The organism is Qipengyuania aestuarii (assembly GCF_019711535.1).
GTDB lineage: Bacteria > Pseudomonadota > Alphaproteobacteria > Sphingomonadales > Sphingomonadaceae > Qipengyuania > Qipengyuania aestuarii.
The window spans coordinates 1-17456 of the sequence record NZ_JAIGNP010000002.1 but is presented as its reverse complement, the minus strand read 5'-3'; the positions used below and the strand labels follow the sequence as shown (position 1 = coordinate 17456).

Annotated in this window: 13 protein-coding genes and 1 tRNA gene; 10 read left to right on the top strand and 4 right to left on the bottom strand. The window is 60.9% G+C overall.

Going from position 1 to position 17456, the window contains the following annotated elements; translation table 11 throughout:
- Positions 1-170: 170 nt before the first annotated feature.
- From K3175_RS05420 to K3175_RS05400, 5 genes are all read left to right on the top strand, one after another.
- Positions 171-2216: a glycoside hydrolase family 3 C-terminal domain-containing protein gene (locus tag K3175_RS05420; RefSeq protein ID WP_221542387.1), complete on the top strand. Its 2046-nt coding sequence runs from the start codon at positions 171-173 to the stop codon at positions 2214-2216.
- Positions 2217-2383: 167 nt separating this feature from the next.
- Entirely contained in the window at positions 2384-5941 is a 3558-nt protein-coding gene (locus tag K3175_RS05415) for a hydantoinase B/oxoprolinase family protein (RefSeq protein WP_221542386.1), read from the top strand.
- Between the two features lie 2 nt (positions 5942-5943).
- Positions 5944-6615, top strand: coding sequence for a DUF969 domain-containing protein (locus K3175_RS05410; RefSeq protein WP_221542385.1), 672 nt, complete (start codon positions 5944-5946; stop codon positions 6613-6615).
- Positions 6612-7562: a DUF979 domain-containing protein gene (locus K3175_RS05405; RefSeq protein WP_221542384.1), complete on the top strand. Its 951-nt coding sequence runs from the start codon at positions 6612-6614 to the stop codon at positions 7560-7562. The genes K3175_RS05410 and K3175_RS05405 overlap by 4 nt, the downstream gene beginning before the upstream one ends.
- Positions 7553-8554, top strand: coding sequence for a DUF2891 domain-containing protein (locus K3175_RS05400; RefSeq protein WP_221542383.1), 1002 nt, complete (start codon positions 7553-7555; stop codon positions 8552-8554). Before K3175_RS05405 ends, K3175_RS05400 begins: the two co-directional genes overlap by 10 nt.
- A gap of 197 nt (positions 8555-8751) precedes the next feature.
- Here K3175_RS05400 and K3175_RS05395 read toward each other — a convergent pair.
- A tRNA-Ser gene (locus K3175_RS05395) sits at positions 8752-8841 on the bottom strand.
- 162 nt (positions 8842-9003) lie between these two features.
- Between K3175_RS05395 and hspQ the strand changes: the two genes are divergently transcribed.
- The 5 genes from hspQ to K3175_RS05370 all read left to right on the top strand — a co-directional run bounded on the left by hspQ (position 9004) and on the right by K3175_RS05370 (position 15820).
- Entirely contained in the window at positions 9004-9384 is a 381-nt protein-coding gene (hspQ, locus tag K3175_RS05390; RefSeq protein WP_221542382.1) for a heat shock protein HspQ, read from the top strand.
- Between the two features lie 95 nt (positions 9385-9479).
- Positions 9480-10307 carry a non-homologous end joining protein Ku gene (gene ku / locus K3175_RS05385; RefSeq protein ID WP_221542381.1) on the top strand — a complete coding sequence of 276 codons (828 nt, stop codon included), beginning with the start codon at positions 9480-9482 and terminating at the stop codon, positions 10305-10307.
- Positions 10308-10311: 4 nt separating this feature from the next.
- Positions 10312-12828, top strand: coding sequence for a DNA ligase D (gene ligD / locus K3175_RS05380; protein ID WP_221542380.1), 2517 nt, complete (start codon positions 10312-10314; stop codon positions 12826-12828).
- 67 nt (positions 12829-12895) lie between these two features.
- Entirely contained in the window at positions 12896-14845 is a 1950-nt protein-coding gene (gene acs / locus K3175_RS05375) for an acetate--CoA ligase (protein WP_221542379.1), read from the top strand.
- A 105-nt stretch (positions 14846-14950) separates the two neighbouring features.
- Entirely contained in the window at positions 14951-15820 is an 870-nt protein-coding gene (locus K3175_RS05370) for a DUF5694 domain-containing protein (RefSeq protein ID WP_221542378.1), read from the top strand.
- Here the strand turns inward: K3175_RS05370 and K3175_RS05365 are convergent.
- The 3 genes from K3175_RS05365 to K3175_RS05355 all read right to left on the bottom strand — a co-directional run.
- Positions 15802-16266 carry a DUF6265 family protein gene (locus K3175_RS05365; RefSeq protein ID WP_221542377.1) on the bottom strand — a complete coding sequence of 155 codons (465 nt, stop codon included), beginning with the start codon at positions 16264-16266 and terminating at the stop codon, positions 15802-15804. The genes K3175_RS05370 and K3175_RS05365 overlap by 19 nt on opposite strands.
- Before the next feature lie 48 nt (positions 16267-16314).
- Positions 16315-17199 carry an AraC family transcriptional regulator gene (locus K3175_RS05360; RefSeq protein WP_221542376.1) on the bottom strand — a complete coding sequence of 295 codons (885 nt, stop codon included), beginning with the start codon at positions 17197-17199 and terminating at the stop codon, positions 16315-16317.
- 73 nt (positions 17200-17272) lie between these two features.
- Positions 17273-17456, bottom strand: a 184-nt coding sequence (locus K3175_RS05355) for a hypothetical protein (RefSeq protein ID WP_221542375.1), incomplete at its 5' end; no start/stop codon positions are given.

Sequence of the window (17456 nt, the reverse complement as noted above, 5' to 3'; positions counted from 1 at the left end):
CTGTAAATCGGTCGATTTAAATCGGCCTCCGGGGATTAGGTCACTCTAAAAAAGAATTTGCTTACTTGATTTTCATTTTTCCGGCCGCATGGTGCGTCCGATCGGGCGCCGATGCGTGCAGGACATCAAAAAAACAAGAATGAAACGAGGTAGGATCGGGTTTGGGGGGCATGAGGCACCCGACGCTCGCATCCACCGACAGGTTCGAACCGGCCCCGGGAGAGTCGAGCGTGACGTGGCGAAGCACTGAAGTCGAATGCGAACGCGTGGTCGCCGACCTGCTCGCTTTGATGACCCCGAGAGAGAAAGCGGGGCAGCTGGTCGTCCAGCCCATGCCGCCCGCCGATGACCGCTCGGCGATCCAGGCACTCGAATACGAGATAACCAAGGGCCGCGTCGGCACCGTGACCGGAATCTCGGATTTCGACACTGCGAGCCGTCTCCAGGATCTGGCTCAGAACGAAAGCCGCCTCGGCATTCCGCTCTTTTTTCCGGGAAGCACCGACCACGGGCTCGATACGGACTTTCCCGCGCCCCTCACCATGGCTGCGAGCTGGGATCTGAAAGCGATCGAGAATGCGGAGAAGGTGAAGGCATCCGAAGCCAGGAGCTATGGGATCAATTGGTCGCTCGGCCCCACGATCGAACTTGCAACCGGGCACGAGGAGCCTGGATCGAGCAGCGGTTCGGATGTGTACCTGGCTGCCGAAATCGCCATCGCCCGCATCGCCGGGCTTCAATCGCCCGATCGGAGGGGGGACGCATCTCTCCTTGCCTGCCTCGAACTGTCCCGGCAGTCGCTGGGCTCGGACGGCGATGCCAAGGATCTGATGCGGCTCGTCACGGCAATCTTTTCAAAAGCGCGCGTAGGCGCTTTAGCCTTCGATGGCGAGGACACGCTCGCGCGAGACGACTACGCTCCCCTGGTGGAATTTCTTCGGAGGCCTGGCGCCTATGATGGCCTGATCCTCCCGCTGGGAGACGCTCTCAGCCGGACTATCTCCCATGGCAACAGCGCCGCTCGCTGGAACACCATCAGTTTCGATATGCTGTACGCTGCGATCGAAAGTAACAATCTCCCGCAACGGGGACTCGATGAAGCAGCCCGCCGGTTGCTGCGGGCGAAATTCAGGCTCGGACTGCTCAGCGTAATCCATGCACCGCGGCCGAGCAGCACCAGTGGAAGCAGCGCGACGCCGACACTCAATTGCGAGACCGCCCTGGAATGCGCGAAACGCTGCCCCATACTCCTGCGTAACAGCGCTGGGCTGCTCCCGCTCGACATGGAACCGGGCGGCATCCTTGTGGTGGGAAGCGCGGCACAAGATCGCAAAATCCCCGTCGCCGGAGAGGGCATAGCGACGAGCGTGATCGACGGTTTCGAACGGCTTGGCGTGCCGCATCGCTTCGTGTCGGGTCTGGCGCTGCGCGGTTCCGAAGAACGGCCCGACGCCCTTATCGCGGCAGATACCATGGCGATATCGATGGCTTGCGATGCCGCCCGCCGCGCATCGACGGTCATTTTCGTACCGTCGCTCGCGGGCGAGCAAACGCTGGGCGAAGCGAGCGAGGCATTGCTGAGGCACCTGCTGACTGTAAATCCGCGGCTCGTGCTGGTGACGATCTGCCCGGTTCCGATCGATCCCCTCGTCGATGGAAGCCCATTGCCGTGCGTATTGCACGCCGGGCAGCTCGGCACGATGAGCGGCCACGCGATTGCCGAACTGCTGACTGGAGAAGCCTTTCCAGTCGGACGGTTGCCAATCCCCCTTCCGGCTACCGAAACGCAAGGTGGGCTGCCGTTCGGCCATGGCCTTTCCTATGCGCAATTCGATTTGCAGGATGTGAAGGTTCAGATTTCCGGGGCGCGTATCGCGGTGAGCGTGGAGGTTTCAAACCGCAGCGAAACTGAGGCTGAGCAATTGGTTCAACTCTATGTGCGGACCCCGTCAGAAATGGAGAGGGAAAGCCCGAGGCGCCTGTCTGGCTTCACGAGGGTCCTGCTGTCGCCCAAGGGCCGTGCAACAGTGGACATTGTAATCGAAGCCAATGCACTGGGCGATTGCGCATTGTCCGGGAAACTGTCTGTCATGCCGGGGCAGCGGGAAATATTCGTGGGCTTCGACAGCCTCAACGGGAAGACGAGGCTGGTCCAGCTTTCGGACGAAGTTGCGCAGGCAATTGCAAGCCAGTCCCGCAGCTCAAGCCTGCTTTGACCGCCAGTCCTGCTGTGAGCGAGCGTTCGCTAGCCTGAAAGGCTGCCATTCGGCAGGACCGGCCCTATTGCATTATCCGTTTGCTCCGCCGCGTGCCATTTGCACGTCATCCGAGACCACGGCGCGAAGCATTTGAATTCCTTTTGCCTGCGTGCAATGTCCAAGCGATGAAACGCACCGGTCAGGCACCCGCATGGAAATTCGCTATCGATCGCGGGGGAACATTTACGGATGTCGTGGCCACCACGCCCGATGGCCGGCTTGTTACCGACAAGCTTCTCAGTGAAAATCCCGGCCACTACACCGACGCAGCAAGCGAGGCTGTGCGGCGCCTGATGGCCGAGCATGGCGAAGGCCCCATCGCCGAACTGCGTATCGGCACGACGGTGGCCACGAACGCGCTGCTCGAACGCAAGGGAGAACGGCTGGCTCTTGCGATCACCAGAGGGTTTGGCGATGCGTTGAGGATCGGCAGCCAGGCGCGGCCGGACATCTTCGCCCGCCACATCGTGCTGCCCGAGCAATTGCCGTCGGCAGTAGTCGAAATCACCGAACGGATCGGGGTCGACGGCGACGTGCTCGTGCCGCTCGACGAGAGCGCCGCGCGCGCCGACTTCCAAAAGCTGCGAGAAACGGGCTACGACGCACTCGCCATAGTTCTGATGCACGGCTGGAAACATCGCGAGCACGAGGAAAGGCTCGCCGGTCTGGCGCGCGAAGCCGGTTTTTCCCAGATCAGCGTCAGCCACGAGGTTGCGCCGCTCATCAAACTCATACCGCGAGGGGACACGACGGTCGTCGATGCCTATCTTTCACCGGTCCTCGATCGCTACACCGACAATCTGCGTGCCGCCCTGCCCGATGCGGACCGGCTGCGCTTCATGCAGTCGAACGGCGGGCTTGCCGAAGTGGGTGCGTTCCGCGGCAAGGACGCCATCCTGTCCGGCCCTGCAGGAGGTGTGGTCGGGATGGTCGCTGCGGCCCAGCCGCTCGGCCATTCCAAACTGATCGGTTTCGATATGGGCGGGACCAGCACCGACGTCGCCCATTATGCCGGGGAATACGAACTTACCGGCGAGAGCGTGGTGGCCGGCGTTCGCGTGGCGGCACCGATGATGCAGATCCACACGGTGGCGGCGGGCGGCGGTTCGATCTGCAGCTTCGACGGCGCGCGCTTCCGCGTCGGACCGGAAAGCGCCGGTGCCGATCCCGGACCGGCCTGCTACCGCAAGGGCGGGCCGCTGACAGTGACCGACTGCAACCTCTTTCTCGGGCGCATCGATCCTGCATTCTTTCCTGCCGTTTTCGGGCCTGACGGAGACGAGCCGCTGGACCCCGTTGCTGCCCGCGCACGGCTGGAGGAAGTCGCGGCTGCCCTCCCCGAGCCCAAGCCGCTTGAAGATATCGCCGAAGGCTTCCTCGCCATCGCGGTCGACAACATGGCCAATGCAATCCGCAAGATCAGCGTCGCCCGCGGGCACGACGTGACGACCTATGCGCTCGCCTGTTTTGGCGGAGCGGGCGGCCAGCATGCAGGCAAGGTGGCCGATGAGCTGGGCATCGAGACCGTGCTGGTCCATCCCCTGGCAGGCATCCTGTCGGCATTCGGGATCGGTCTTGCCCCGATAAAGGCAATCCGGGAAGTCAGCCTTGTCAAACCGCTGACCGATGATTTCAGCGACGCGCTCGCCGCGCTGGAAGCGGAAGCGAAGGAAGCGCTGACCGCGCAAGGGATCGGTAGCGACGCCATCAATCTTGTCAGCCGTGCCCGACTTCGGTTCCAGGGCAGCGATTCCATGCTGACCATCGATATTGCCGATGGGGCCGAAATGGACGCGGCCTTTCGCCTGCTACACCGGCAGCGCTTCGGCCATTCCGATGCCGATGCACCGATCATGCTGGAAGCGCTCAGCGTGGAAGCAAGCGGTGTCTCCGGCGGCCTTGCGGAAGCAACGGCGACGCCCGTTCCCACTGCCGGCGATGCGACCGGCAGCTGGGTCACCATGACGCGTGCGAGCATGACACAAGAGCAGGAAGTGCCTGGCCCAGCGCTGATCGTCGATCCGGGCTCCACCACAGTGGTCGAGCAAGGTTGGACCGCGCGCCTCGCCGCAGAAGGCACACTGGTGCTAACCCGGGCGGAGGCGCTGGAACGGGACAGGGCCGTAGGCACCGAAGTCGATCCGGTAAGGCTGGAAATCTTCAACAATCTGTTCATGGCGATCGCGGAGGAGATGGGCGTGGTGCTCCAGTCCACCGCCACTTCGGTCAACATCAAGGAACGGCTCGACTTTTCCTGTGCGCTCTTCGATGCCGAGGGCAGCCTGATCGCCAATGCGCCCCACATTCCCGTGCATCTGGGAAGCATGGGGGACAGCATCGCCCGCGTGATCGAACAGCGCGGGCAGGCGCGCGACGGGCGCGGTTTCAGGCGCGGCGACGCCTATGTGCTCAACGATCCCTATCGCGGTGGCACCCACCTGCCCGACATCACCGTGATCGTGCCAGTATTCCATGACGAGAGCAGCGCAGAGCCGCAGGCCTTCGTCGCCGCGCGGGGCCATCATGCCGATATCGGCGGGATAGCCCCCGGCTCCATGCCGCCCGAAAGCAGGACCATCGAGGAAGAGGGCGTCATGATCGACAACCTCCTGATGGTGGATGAAGGGACCTTCCGCGAAGATGCCGTGCTGGCCGCGCTGGCGGATGCCAGATATCCGGCGCGCAATCCGGCGCGCAATCTCTCGGACCTTCGCGCCCAGCTGGCGGCCTGCACCCGGGGCGCCGAACTTTTGCAGGGCGCTGCACGGGATCAGGGGCCGGAGGTTGTGGCGGCCTATATGTCCCATGTCCTGGCCAATGCAGAGGAAAGCGTACGCCGCCTGCTCGACCGGCTGGACGATGGATCCTTTGCCTATGAAATGGACAATGGCGCGATTGTGAAGGTCGCCATCCGGGTCGACCCCGAATCCCGGTCCGCGGTGTTCGATTTCACCGGCACGAGCGATCAGCTTGGCGACAATTTCAACGCGCCGCGCTCGATCACCCGCGCCGCCGCTCTTTATGTTCTGCGCACCCTGATCGACGACCAGATCCCGATGAACGACGGGTGCCTGCGCCCTGTCGAGCTGGTCGTGCCCGAAGGGTCCATGCTTAATCCCCTTCCGGGGGCGGCCGTGGTTGCCGGCAATGTCGAGACCAGTCAGGTCGTCACCGACACGCTGTTCGCTGCGACCGGTCGCCTCGCGCCCAGTCAGGGGACGATGAACAACTTCACCTTCGGCAATGAAGATCACCAGTATTACGAAACGATCTGCGGCGGGTCAGGCGCGGGCCCGGACAACGACGGGACCAGCGCGGTCCAGACGCACATGACCAACAGCCGCCTCACGGATCCGGAGATACTCGAAACCCGCCTGCCCGTGCGGCTGGAGGCATTCGCGATCAGACGCGGTTCGGGCGGCTCAGGACGCCATAGAGGTGGTGACGGGGTGGAGCGGCGCCTGACCTTCCTCGAGCCGATGCGCGCCAACATGCTGGCGAACCGCCGCGAAATTCCGCCGCGCGGGATCAGCGGCGGCGGCGATGCGCAGCCGGGCACGAACTGGGTCGAACGCAAAGACGGCAGCCGGGAGGACCTCGGCGCCACCGGCCACCGGGACATGGAGCCGGGCGACACGTTCGTGATCCTGACGCCCGGCGGCGGCGGTTTCGGAGAGGAATAGGAATGAACTACTGGCCCCTGCTGGGCATCGCGCTGGTCGTCATTGGCTTCGCGCTGCGGTTCAACCCGCTGCTGGTCGTGGTAGCCGCCGCCCTGGCGACCGGACTCCTGGCGGGGCTCGACCTCGTCGCAGTGATCGAGGCGCTGGGACAGGCCTTCAATGACAATCGCTACATCTCCGTCACCTGGATCATCCTGCCGGTGATCGGCCTGCTCGAGCGCTACGGGCTGCAGCAACGTGCGCGCGGCGTGATCGAAAGCGTACGCGGGGCGACCATGGGCAAGCTACTGACCATCTACCTCCTGTTCCGCCAATTGACGGCGGCCCTGGGGATGAAGGATATCGGCGGGCACCCGCAGGCCGTGCGCCCGCTTGTTGCCCCGATGGCCGAAGCTGCGGCGGAAAAGTCGCACGGCACGCTGGCCGATGAACACCGCGAGAAGGTGCTTGCGATGTCCGCCGCCACAGACAATGTCGGCCTGTTCTTCGGCGAGGACATATTCTTCGCCATCGCCTCGATCCTGCTGATCCAGGGGGTCTTCGAGAGCTATGGTTATCCGCTGACTCCGCTGCAGTTGTCCGTCTGGGCGATCCCGACCGCGATTTGCGCTTTCATCATTCATTCGTGGCGTATTCGCTCACTCGATCGCAAGCTTGGAAAGGGCCGGGCATGATCACCTATGAATGGCTCTACATTCTGGCAGGAGCATTCTTCGCGATCTGGTCGCTACTCAGCCTGCGCGACCTGAAGTACGGCAATGCGGCTTTCTGGGGCCTCTTGTCGGCCAGCTTCTTCTTCGGCAGCCATCTCAGCGATTTCGCCAATGGAGTGCTTGTCCTTGCCTTGGTCGGAATTGCAGGTGTCGGAGGGCTCAGGCGGAGCGATCCTGAAACAACAAATGTTGAGCAGCGCTCCGAATATGCCGGACGGCTTGGCAACAGACTCTTCATACCCGCGCTGATCGTCCCGCTAACGGCCGTGGCGGGCACGCTGCTCTACAATTACACCCCTCTGAGCGAGACGGGCCTTTTCGAACCACGGCGAGAAACGCTGATCCTCTTCGGGGTCGGCGTGATCGTGGCGCTGATCGTTGCCATCCTGTGGCTGCGGCCGCCGCTGCTGGCGCCTGCCGAGGAAGGACGCCGCCTGCTCGATTCCATTGGTTGGGCGGCTATACTCCCGCAAATGCTTGCGGCGCTGGGCGCGGTATTCGCCCTCGCTGGCGTGGGCGAGATTATCGGCGGTGTGGCGGGCCAGGTCATTCCGGAAGGAAACGTGCTTCTAACCGTCATAGTCTTCGCGTTGGGCATGGCGCTTTTCACCATAATCATGGGCAACGCCTTCGCGGCCTTTCCCGTGATGGCGGCGGCGATCGGAATCCCACTGTTGATCGAGACCTATGATGGCAATCCCGCTGTAATCGGCGCGGTGGGAATGTTGGCCGGTTTCTGCGGTACTTTGCTGACCCCCATGGCCGCCAATTTCAATATTGTCCCAGCCGCACTGCTGGAACTGAAAGACCAGAACGCCGTGATCCGTCAGCAGGTCGGGACGGCTGTCCCGCTCCTCATCTGCAATATCGCCATCATCTACATCGCGGGCTTCTTGCTATGGAACTGACCGAAGATACCGCCCGGACCTTCGCCAAAATCGCGCTTGGACATGTCGGGAAGGAATATCCGCACAAGCTCGATCATGTGATGGGGAGCGATGCAGATGTGCTCCCTCCCCGCAAACTGCATCCGGTATTCGTCGGCAGCTTCGATTGGCATAGCTGCGTCCATGGGTGGTGGACGCTGCTGACGGTGAAGCGGCTTTATCCCAACACCCCGGAAGCACGCGATATAGCGGCGCTTGCAGATGCGACGTTTACCGAAGCCAAGCTCTCCGCCGAGCTCGCTTATCTGGAAAGGCCGGAGTCCCGTGGGTTCGAGCGGCCCTATGGCTGGGCCTGGCTGCTCTATCTCCACGAGGAAGCGGAGCGGCATGAAGATGCCGACTGGGCCAGGAGGCTGGAACCGCTCGCCCGCGCTTTTGCCGAGCGTCTGGGCGATTATCTGCGGATCCTTACCTATCCGATCACTGTCGGCACGCATTTCAATACGGCCTTCGCACTGGTCCTTGCCCGCCAGTGGGCCGAGACGCACGATCCCAAATTGCTGGCGACAATCGACGAATGGTCGCTCGCCGCCTTTGCTGCGAAAAAGGACTACGCAGGCTGGGAGCCTGGTGGCGATGAATTCCTGTCGCCTGTTCTGAGCGCTGCACTTCTGATGAGCCGGGTTATGCCGAACAGCCAGTTCGCACCTTGGCTTGAGGCGCTCGTGATAAACAATGGCTGGCTCGGGAATGAATGTTGGCCCGTCACCGTCAGCGATCGCAGCGACGGCAAAATCGCCCATCTCGACGGGCTCAACCTCAGCCGGTCATGGTGCCTCTACTCCATAGCGGAAGCGCTGGGCCCGCACCCCGTGAGAGAGCAGGTCATGCAACGCGGCAATCTGCACCTGGCCAGTGGGAGCGAACACATAGCGGGCGACTACGCCGGAGAACACTGGCTTGCCAGCTTCGCGCTGCTCGCACTCATCGCCCGCAAATCGCCCGACGATTGAAAACTGCAACGAGTTACCCCGAGAAGGCTTGCGCCAAAAGCATACCGGCGATTGGCTGGGCACGTCTTGGGCTGCCACCGTCATTTGCGACATCGGGAGCAGCAGCGGCATGGTTCAGACGCCGTCTTACCAAGCATGCGCAGCGCTGGAGGGCGGTCGATGCCATAGGTTAAATGCGCGTGATTTCAGAGGATTGATGGCGGAGAGGGAGGGATTCGAACCCTCGATACGGTTGCCCGTATACCGCATTTCGAGTGCGGCGCATTCGACCACTCTGCCACCTCTCCGCAAATCGGGTGCGCTTTCGGGGTCATGCGACCCGGGTCGAAGCGAGCGCGCCCCTTAACCCCGTCCCATCGCCTTGCCAAGCCCTTTGTCTTACGAATTCGGGGGACGAGCCCGGCCAAGGCCTTGTCTTGAGCGCGTCCGGGACCATATTCTGCAAACTCATGGAAAGATCTTCGTTTTTCTCCGCACAGGCAGGCCGCACTCTGGACGCGCCGAGCCGTCTACGCACACGCTTCGCGATCGGTGACGTCGTCCGTCACAAGGCGTTCGATTTTCGCGGCGTAATCTTCGATATCGATCCGGTCTTCGCCAATAGCGAGGAATGGTATCAGGCCATCCCGGAAGAGATCCGGCCCGACCGCGATCAGCCCTTCTACCACCTGCTCGCGGAAAGCGACGAGAGCGATTACGTCGCCTATGTCAGCCAGCAGAACCTGATTGGCGATTCGCTGGCCGGCCCCGTTTCGCACCCGGATGTGCACCAATATTTCGAGCAATTCGAAAATGGCCGATACCGGATGCGCAACCGGCTCACCCATTAAGCTCTACCAACTGGCGCTCTCCACATAAGGCGATCCCGGGACGCTGCAGGAAACCAATTGCGCGCCGGAACGCTACCTATCCGAAGGGATGGTTCATGGCGGCACGCGCATATTGGCAGGGACAGATCAGGCTGGCGCTGGTTTCGATTCCGGTCGAAATATACTCCGCAACCAAGTCCGGGGCGAAAATCCGGTTCAACCAGATCCACGAGCCGAGCGGCAAACGCATTTCCTATGAAAAAGTGGTCGAGGGTGTTGGCCCGGTCGATCGCGACGACATCATTCGCGGTTACGAAGTCTCGAAGGGCAATTATGTCCTTCTCGAAGACGAAGAGATCGAAGCGGTCAAAATAGAAAGCAAGCGGACGCTGGAACTGGTCCAGTTCGTGGATGCCTGCGAGATCGATCCCCTCTATTTTGAAAAGCCCTATTACGTCGCTCCGCAGGATGAGCTGGCGGAAGAGGCTTTCGTCGTGCTGCGCGAAGCCCTGCGCAAGGCGAAAAAGGTCGCGCTAGGGCAATTGTCGGTCCGGGGGAGTGAAAAGCTTGTCGCGATCAAGCCTTGCGGAAAGGGCCTTCTGCTCGAGACGCTCCGTTATGCCGATGAGGTTCGCGCCGGACAGTCCTTTTTCGATGATATCGAGGAAACCAAACCCAAAAAGGAACTGCTGGATCTCGCCAATACGCTGATCGAGCAGAAGACTGCGCCGTTCGATGCAGGCGAGTTCGAGGATCGCTATGCCGATGCGCTCAAGAAACTGATCGACAAGAAAGCGAAGTCGAAGAGCAAGAAGACCATCGTCGAGGATGTCGACGAGCCGGAAAGCGGCGGGGGTAATGTGATCGACCTGATGGCTGCGCTCAAGAAATCGGTTGGCGAGGACAAGCCCAAAAAGGCGCCCAAGCGTAAGAAGTCGGCCTGACCCGGTGGCGGCGCGCACCGACCCCCTCGCCGTTTACAACACCAAGCGCGATTTTGCGCAGACGCCCGAACCGGCGGGCAAAAAGCAGAGCAGTTCGGGCGGCAATCTGTTCATCGTCCAGAAGCACGACGCCACCAGGCTCCATTGGGATCTCAGGCTGGAGGTGGACGGGATACTGAAAAGCTGGGCGGTAACCAAGGGCCCCTCGCCCGATCCGGATATCAAACGCCTGGCGGTGCGCACCGAAGATCATCCCTTGTCCTATGCGGATTTCGAAGGCGTCATTCCGAAGCAGGAATATGGCGGCGGCACGGTGATGCTGTGGGACCGGGGCACGTGGTCGCCGATCGAGGGCAAGAGCGCCAGCGACCTCGATAAAGGCCATCTCCATTTCGTGCTCGAAGGCGAGCGAATGAAAGGCGAATGGTTGCTGATCCGATTGAAGCCGAAGCCGAAAGAAAAACGCGAGAACTGGCTCTTGCGCAAATTGCAGGACGACTACGCAGGAGAAGGCGATGCGCTGGTTCAACGCCAGCTGACAAGCGTTTCAACCGGCCGATCAATGGCCGAGATCGCGGCGGATAGGGATGGCGAAGGTCCCGCGGCGGTAAAGAAGGAAAAGTCGTTTCTCGCGCAGATGGAAAAATCTGGGAAGCCGCGCACATCTAAAGCCAGGACCGGCGCCAAAGGCAGTGCGCGGCGTCCCAAATACCGCAAGCCCCAGCTCGCCACGCTCGTCGACGACGTGCCTGCAGGCAATGGCTGGATGCATGAGATAAAGTTTGATGGCTATCGCGCGCTTGTCGCCGCCAAAGGCGATTCCGTGGCCATCTACACGCGCAACGGGAAGGACTGGACCGACAAGTTCGGCCCATTGGTCGACGCGATCGCAGCGCTAGACCTGCCGCCTTGTCTGATCGACGGCGAAATCGTGGCTAGCGATGCGAAGGGCAATCCCGATTTCTCGACGCTCCAGAAGGTGCTCAAGCGCGGGAAGGGATCGCAAGGGGACGGCGACAGACTGGCTCTGCACGCTTTCGATCTCCTCGAACTGGAGGGCGAAGACCTCGCCGCCCTTCCCAATATCGAACGCAAGGAGCGACTGGAGGCGCTGCTGGAGGCGGCGGAGCCCCCGATCCATGTCGCGGAACATATCCTTGGCGCCGGCGAGAAGCTCTATCGCGCCATGTGCGATGCCGGTCAGGAAGGGATCATTTCGAAGACAGTGGACGGCCGATATTCGTCCCGCCGGAGCAAATCATGGGTGAAGGTCAAATGCACGCGGCGGCAGGAGTTCGTCATCGTGGGCTGGAAGGAATCCTCGGCCCGGGGACGACCCTTCGCATCGCTCCTGCTGGCGCAGCACGAGGGCGACGAGCTTATTTACAAGGGCAATGTGGGCACCGGCTTTTCCAGCGACGATCTCGATGAGCTGGCGAAGAAATTACGCCGGCTCGAACGCAAGACGCCTCCGGTCGAAACAGACAGGGCAAGCGCGCGGGGTGTGACCTGGGTGACGCCCAAGCTGGTCGCGGAAATCGCGTTTTCGGAATTCACGGCGGATGGAAACGTGCGCCACGGCAGCTTCCTCGGCCTGCGTGACGACAAGAAGGCGGCTTCAGTCACGCCCGAGGCATCGGAGCCTATCGCACGGGGTGCCGGCGATGTCGCAATCTCGAGCCGCGATCGCGTGGTCTTCCCGGAAAGCGGACAGACCAAAGGGGAACTGGCCGACTATTACGCCGCGATTGCCCCGGTCATGCTGCCTTTCGTCGCCAATCGTCCCATCAGCCTCGTGCGCTGCCCGCAAGGCCGCGCGAAAAAGTGCTTTTTCCAGAAGCATGACAGCGGCGGGCTGGGCGATGCGGTGCATTCGGTCGCGATCGAGGAGAAGGACGGCGGACACGAGGATTATCTCTTTGTCGATGACACCCGCGGCATCCTCCAATGCGTACAGATGGGCACGATCGAATTTCACGGCTGGGCCTCGCGCTCGGATGCCGTCGAAAAACCCGACCGGATGATCTTCGATCTCGACCCCGACGAAGGGCTGGACTTTGCCGCCGTGAAAAGCGCCGCGCAGCATATTCGCGGCCGTCTGGCAGACCTCGGCCTCACCAGTTTCGCCATGCTCTCCGGCGGCAAGGGCGTCCACGTCATCGTCCCGCTGAACCGGGGCCACAGCTGGCCGCAGCACAAGGATTTTTCACGGCGCTTCGCCGAGGCTCTAAGCCTTGCGGAGCCCGACAGATTTACCGCCACCATGAGCAAGGCCAAGCGTAAGGGAAAGATCTTCATCGACTGGATGCGCAACCAGCGCGGTTCGACCGCCGTTGTGCCCTATTCCGCCCGCGCGCGGTCCGGCGCACCGGTCGCCGTGCCGCTGGGGTGGAACGAGCTTGAGCACATGCAGACTGCCCATCCCTTCTCAATCGACGAAGCCCAGAAACTCTTGGACCGCGCACAGTCGAAATCGCTCAAGGGCTGGGGCCTTGCCGATCAGGATCTGCCGGACCTTTGAATTGAGCGGCTTTTGCCGCCGAGATCGAGGCGCTACAACGACCAGCTATCGTGGAGGAGAGAGATAAATGAGCGATACCGCAACCACCAACAGCTGGGTGCGCCGGCCGCAAACCGCCTCTGCCGAGACCTCCTGCAATGCAGACGATTACGAGCGCCTGTACACCCGCAGTATCGAACACAGTGACGAGTTCTGGGCCGAGCAGGCAGAACGCCTGGAATGGCTGCGAAAGCCAACGAAGATCGCTGGCTGGAGCTATGATCCGGTCGACATCAAATGGTTCGAGGATGGCAAGCTAAACATCTGCCACAATGCTGTCGATCGCCACGTTGCAGCTGGCCATGGGGACCGGCTTGCGCTGATCTTCGAGCCCGACGATCCCGAAGGCGAAGGCCGCCACATTACCTATGCAGAGCTTCAGGAAGAAGTGATCCGCATGGCCAACGCGCTGAAAAAGATGGGCGTCGAAAAGGGCGACCGGGTGACGATTTACATGCCCATGGTCCCGGAAGGCGCCTTCGCCATGCTGGCCTGTGCGCGCATCGGGGCGGTTCACTCCGTCATCTTCGGCGGCTTCTCTCCTGATGCCATTGCGGGGCGGATCGAGGATTGCCGAAGCGATTACGTCGTGACCGCTGATGAAGGACTCCGCGGCTCGAAAAACGTGCCGCTCAAGGCAAATGTAGACGAAGCACTTACCAAATCACCGGCCAAGGCCGTGCTGGTGGTGCGTCACACCGGGACGAGTGTTTCGATGACCGAAGGACGGGATTACTGGTATCACGAATTGTCAGCCGACGTCGAAGCCACCTGTCCCTGCGAGCCCATGGCCGCGGAAGATCCGCTGTTCATTCTCTACACGTCAGGATCGACCGGAAGCCCCAAAGGTGTGGTGCACACGACTGGCGGGTACGCCGTCTGGACCGAAACCACCTTTCGCTATGTCTTCGATTATCGTCCGGGCGAAATCTATTGGTGCACGGCCGATATCGGATGGATTACGGGTCATAGCTATATCGTTTACGGGCCGCTCCTGAACGGTGCGAGCGCGTTGATGTTCGAAGGCGTGCCAAATTATCCCGACAATGATCGCTTCTGGGCGGTGTGCGCAAAGCACAAGGTCAACATCTTCTACACCGCCCCCACGGCTATTCGTGCCCTCATGCGCGAGGGGGCCGAATATGTCGCGAAACACGACCTGTCATCGCTGCGGATCCTCGGCACCGTCGGAGAACCTATAAATCCCGAAGCATGGCGCTGGTACCATGACCATGTCGGCGGCAGCGAGGCGCCGATCGTCGATACGTGGTGGCAGACCGAAACAGGCGGGATCATGATAACAACCTTGCCCGGAGCCCATGACATGAAGCCGGGGAGCGCGGGCAAGCCATTCTTCGGCGTGCGCCCCCAGCTGGTCGACAATGATGGCAAGGTCCTCGATGGAGCAGCACAGGGCAATCTGTGCATAACGCACAGCTGGCCCGGCCAGGCTCGCACCGTTTACGGCGATCATGATCGCTTCATCCAGACTTATTTCAGCACCTATCCGGGCAAATATTTCACCGGTGACGGCTGTCGCCGCGATGAGGATGGCTATTACTGGATCACGGGCCGTGTGGACGATGTGATCAATGTTGCAGGCCATCGCATGGGCACGGCCGAGGTCGAAAGCGCACTCGTGCTGCATCCGCTGGTCAGCGAGGCGGCGGTCGTGGGCTTTCCTCATGATATCAAGGGTCAGGGCATCTACTGCTATGTGACGCTGGTTGCAGGGGAAGAGCCGTCCGAAGAACTGAGCGACGACCTTCGCCAGCTGGTGCGAAAGGAGATCGGACCAATCGCCACGCCCGACCATCTTCATTTCACCCCCAGCTTGCCCAAGACACGCAGCGGGAAGATCATGCGCCGCATTTTGCGCAAGATCGCCGAAAACGATTACGGTTCGCTAGGCGATACTTCTACGCTGGCCGATCCGACCGTAGTCGAAGCGCTGATCGCGGGCCGCCGGAAGGGGTGAAACACGCATAGCTATTTGAAGGACGACGAGCGATGACGCTTGATTAGTGTCCGCAGAATTATATTCTTGGAGACAGCATAATATTCTTCACCGAATGGAGCCTGTATGAAGCGTATCTTTTATTCGGTGGCACTCTCTCTATTTGGCTTGTCTTCCGGCAGCGTGCATGCGCAGACTGACAACGACGACATTCAGGTCATGGTCCTGGGTGTCTATCACTTCTCCAATCCCGGCTTGGACGAGCACAATGTCGAGGTAGATTCCGTCCTCACCCCCACCAGACAAGCAGAGCTGGACACCGTAGCGCGTGCTCTGGCGGCTTTCGCGCCGACGCAGATCATGGTCGAGACTTTGGCACCGGAGCCGGATTATCGCGTCGCCGAATACGAACGATTCTCTTCCGAGATGCTGCAACAAGATCCGAATGAAATCGTGCAGATAGGTTACCGCATAGCAGACAGGCTCGGGCTGGAGCATGTTTTAGGGATCGATGTGCAATCGGCTGCCGGAGAGGAAGATTACTTCCCGATCGACAAAGTGCGCTCGGCAGCTGCGAAATCGGGCCAAACGGCAATTCTGGACGAATTGAACGAGGAAGTCGGGGGTGCGGTTGCACGCTTCGGCGAAAGCCAAAGCACCCGTTCGATCGCCGACCTCTTGCTGGAGATCAACGCCACCGATTTCGCCGGCGGTCAGGCTTATTACGATGCCATGTTGCCCATAATCACGGGCGAAGAACTCGCTGGAGCTCATCTGAATGCGAGATGGTACGCCAGAAATGTGGCGATTTACGCAAAACTGATGCGGAACGCCAAACCAGGAGATCGGATCCTTGTGGTTTATGGCGCAGGACACACGCCTTGGCTGCGCCATTTCGCCACCACGATCGAAGGACACCGCTATGTGGATCCGGTCCCTTATCTGGAACTCGCACGCAACCTCGAAAGCGAGGCCGCTCAGCGCAATCGGCGGTAACGGAATAGCAGGCTGTCGTTCGATCCGTCATCCTGTCTCACGCGAACAGTAATGCTCATACGGTCCTCCGCCTCGCGCTTGATGATCAAGCCATCGAAATTCCAGCTGTCTTTGTTTTTGGAAAGAAGAGGGAAGCGGCGCACCTGCTTCTGCGTTTCCCAGCCCGTGAGATCTGCGTCGAAATGCTTCAGCCGGTACTCAATTGTATCGCCGACCTGAGAGATGGTGATGAGTTCGTAAAACAGTGCGGACCCGGCAGTATCAAGTTGGCGAAAATGGCCAACCATTTGCCCGTCTGCCGGCGCAGAGTAGACTTCGGTTGCGAGGGCTCCGTTGATTCCCTCCCCTTCCCATGCCCCTTCGAGCCATTGCAGATCGGCAAGCTCCGCACGGGAGGCTGTTTGCTGGAGGACCTGATGTATTTCGGGATCGTCAGCAGCCGGCATTGCGACTGACGAAATCAGCACAGGGGCGAATAAGTTGGCTATCAACGGTCAGGCTCCCGTCGCGAGAGGGAGGAGAATATCGGCGCGCAACTGCTGCTCATCCTCGATCTCCTCGGGATCATCGAGATAGTGTAGGACAAGCGGCTGATTTGCGACCGCGCGGTCAAGCACATCCACCGCGTACGCATATGCCAAATCGATAGCCTCATGAAGTTCGTCGTAGTTCCCCACGCGCCGCAGACGAACGTAATCCCCTCCAGCGATTTGTCGGTCGTCCAGGTCACCGGCAGATCGACCGGCCTCGCCGGTAGCCAGCGCGCAATCGAACCGGCATTCCGAAGCGGGCGTAAAGCGCGGGTCATCAAGGGGAATGCCATAGATGCCTTGCAGCTCGCACTCTTCGACTTGCTCAAGGACGAGGCCGAACAGCCGCTCGTATCCTGCGTTCAGTTCCGCGTAATCGCCAACGTTGCGTATCGCTAGCACGCGAAAGGGCTCGAGAGAAATGACCTCGATGTCGAGCGCGCTGGAAGCCCCACCGGCCCCGCGCCGTGGCTTTCGCAAGTCACTCAAGATAGCATCGAGAAGTGCTGGCTGATCTCTGACTTCCGACGCTGAACTGCCGGACGCTGCCTTGAATGCTCGAGCGAAAGCCTGGGATGTGGCGTAACCGCTATTCTCTGCTGCGTCGCCAACGGGCCGCCGTTCGGCGAGGGCCGAAACGGAGCGTGCGAGGCGAATGCGCCGGACAGTTTCACCGACCGCCTCGCCGGTCATGATCCGGTAGATCCGATGAAAATGGTAAGGCGACATCGCCGCCACGTTAGCCAGCTCTTCCAACGTAGGCGCATCGCCCCGGGTGACGCTGTGTTCTATGTGCTCAACCGCCCGCTCGATCCGCTCAGCGTAAAGCATTCTTTGATTATGCCGCATACCAAGGCCTCCTATGGGAAGCTTTGATACCGCATCGCACCTTGGGTTGTCGTTCCCGATCTTGCTGAATTAGTCATTTTGCAGGGACGTGGGCATAGAAGACCAGCGGCACTTTCGCCGTGGCACACACCGCTGGCTGAATGCCATTTGCGGCGTATGAGCCACCGAGCAGTGCTGTAGTTTTGGTGTAATGTTTGGTTGCGGGGGTTGGATTTGAACCAACGACCTTCAGGTTATGAGCCTGACGAGCTACCGGA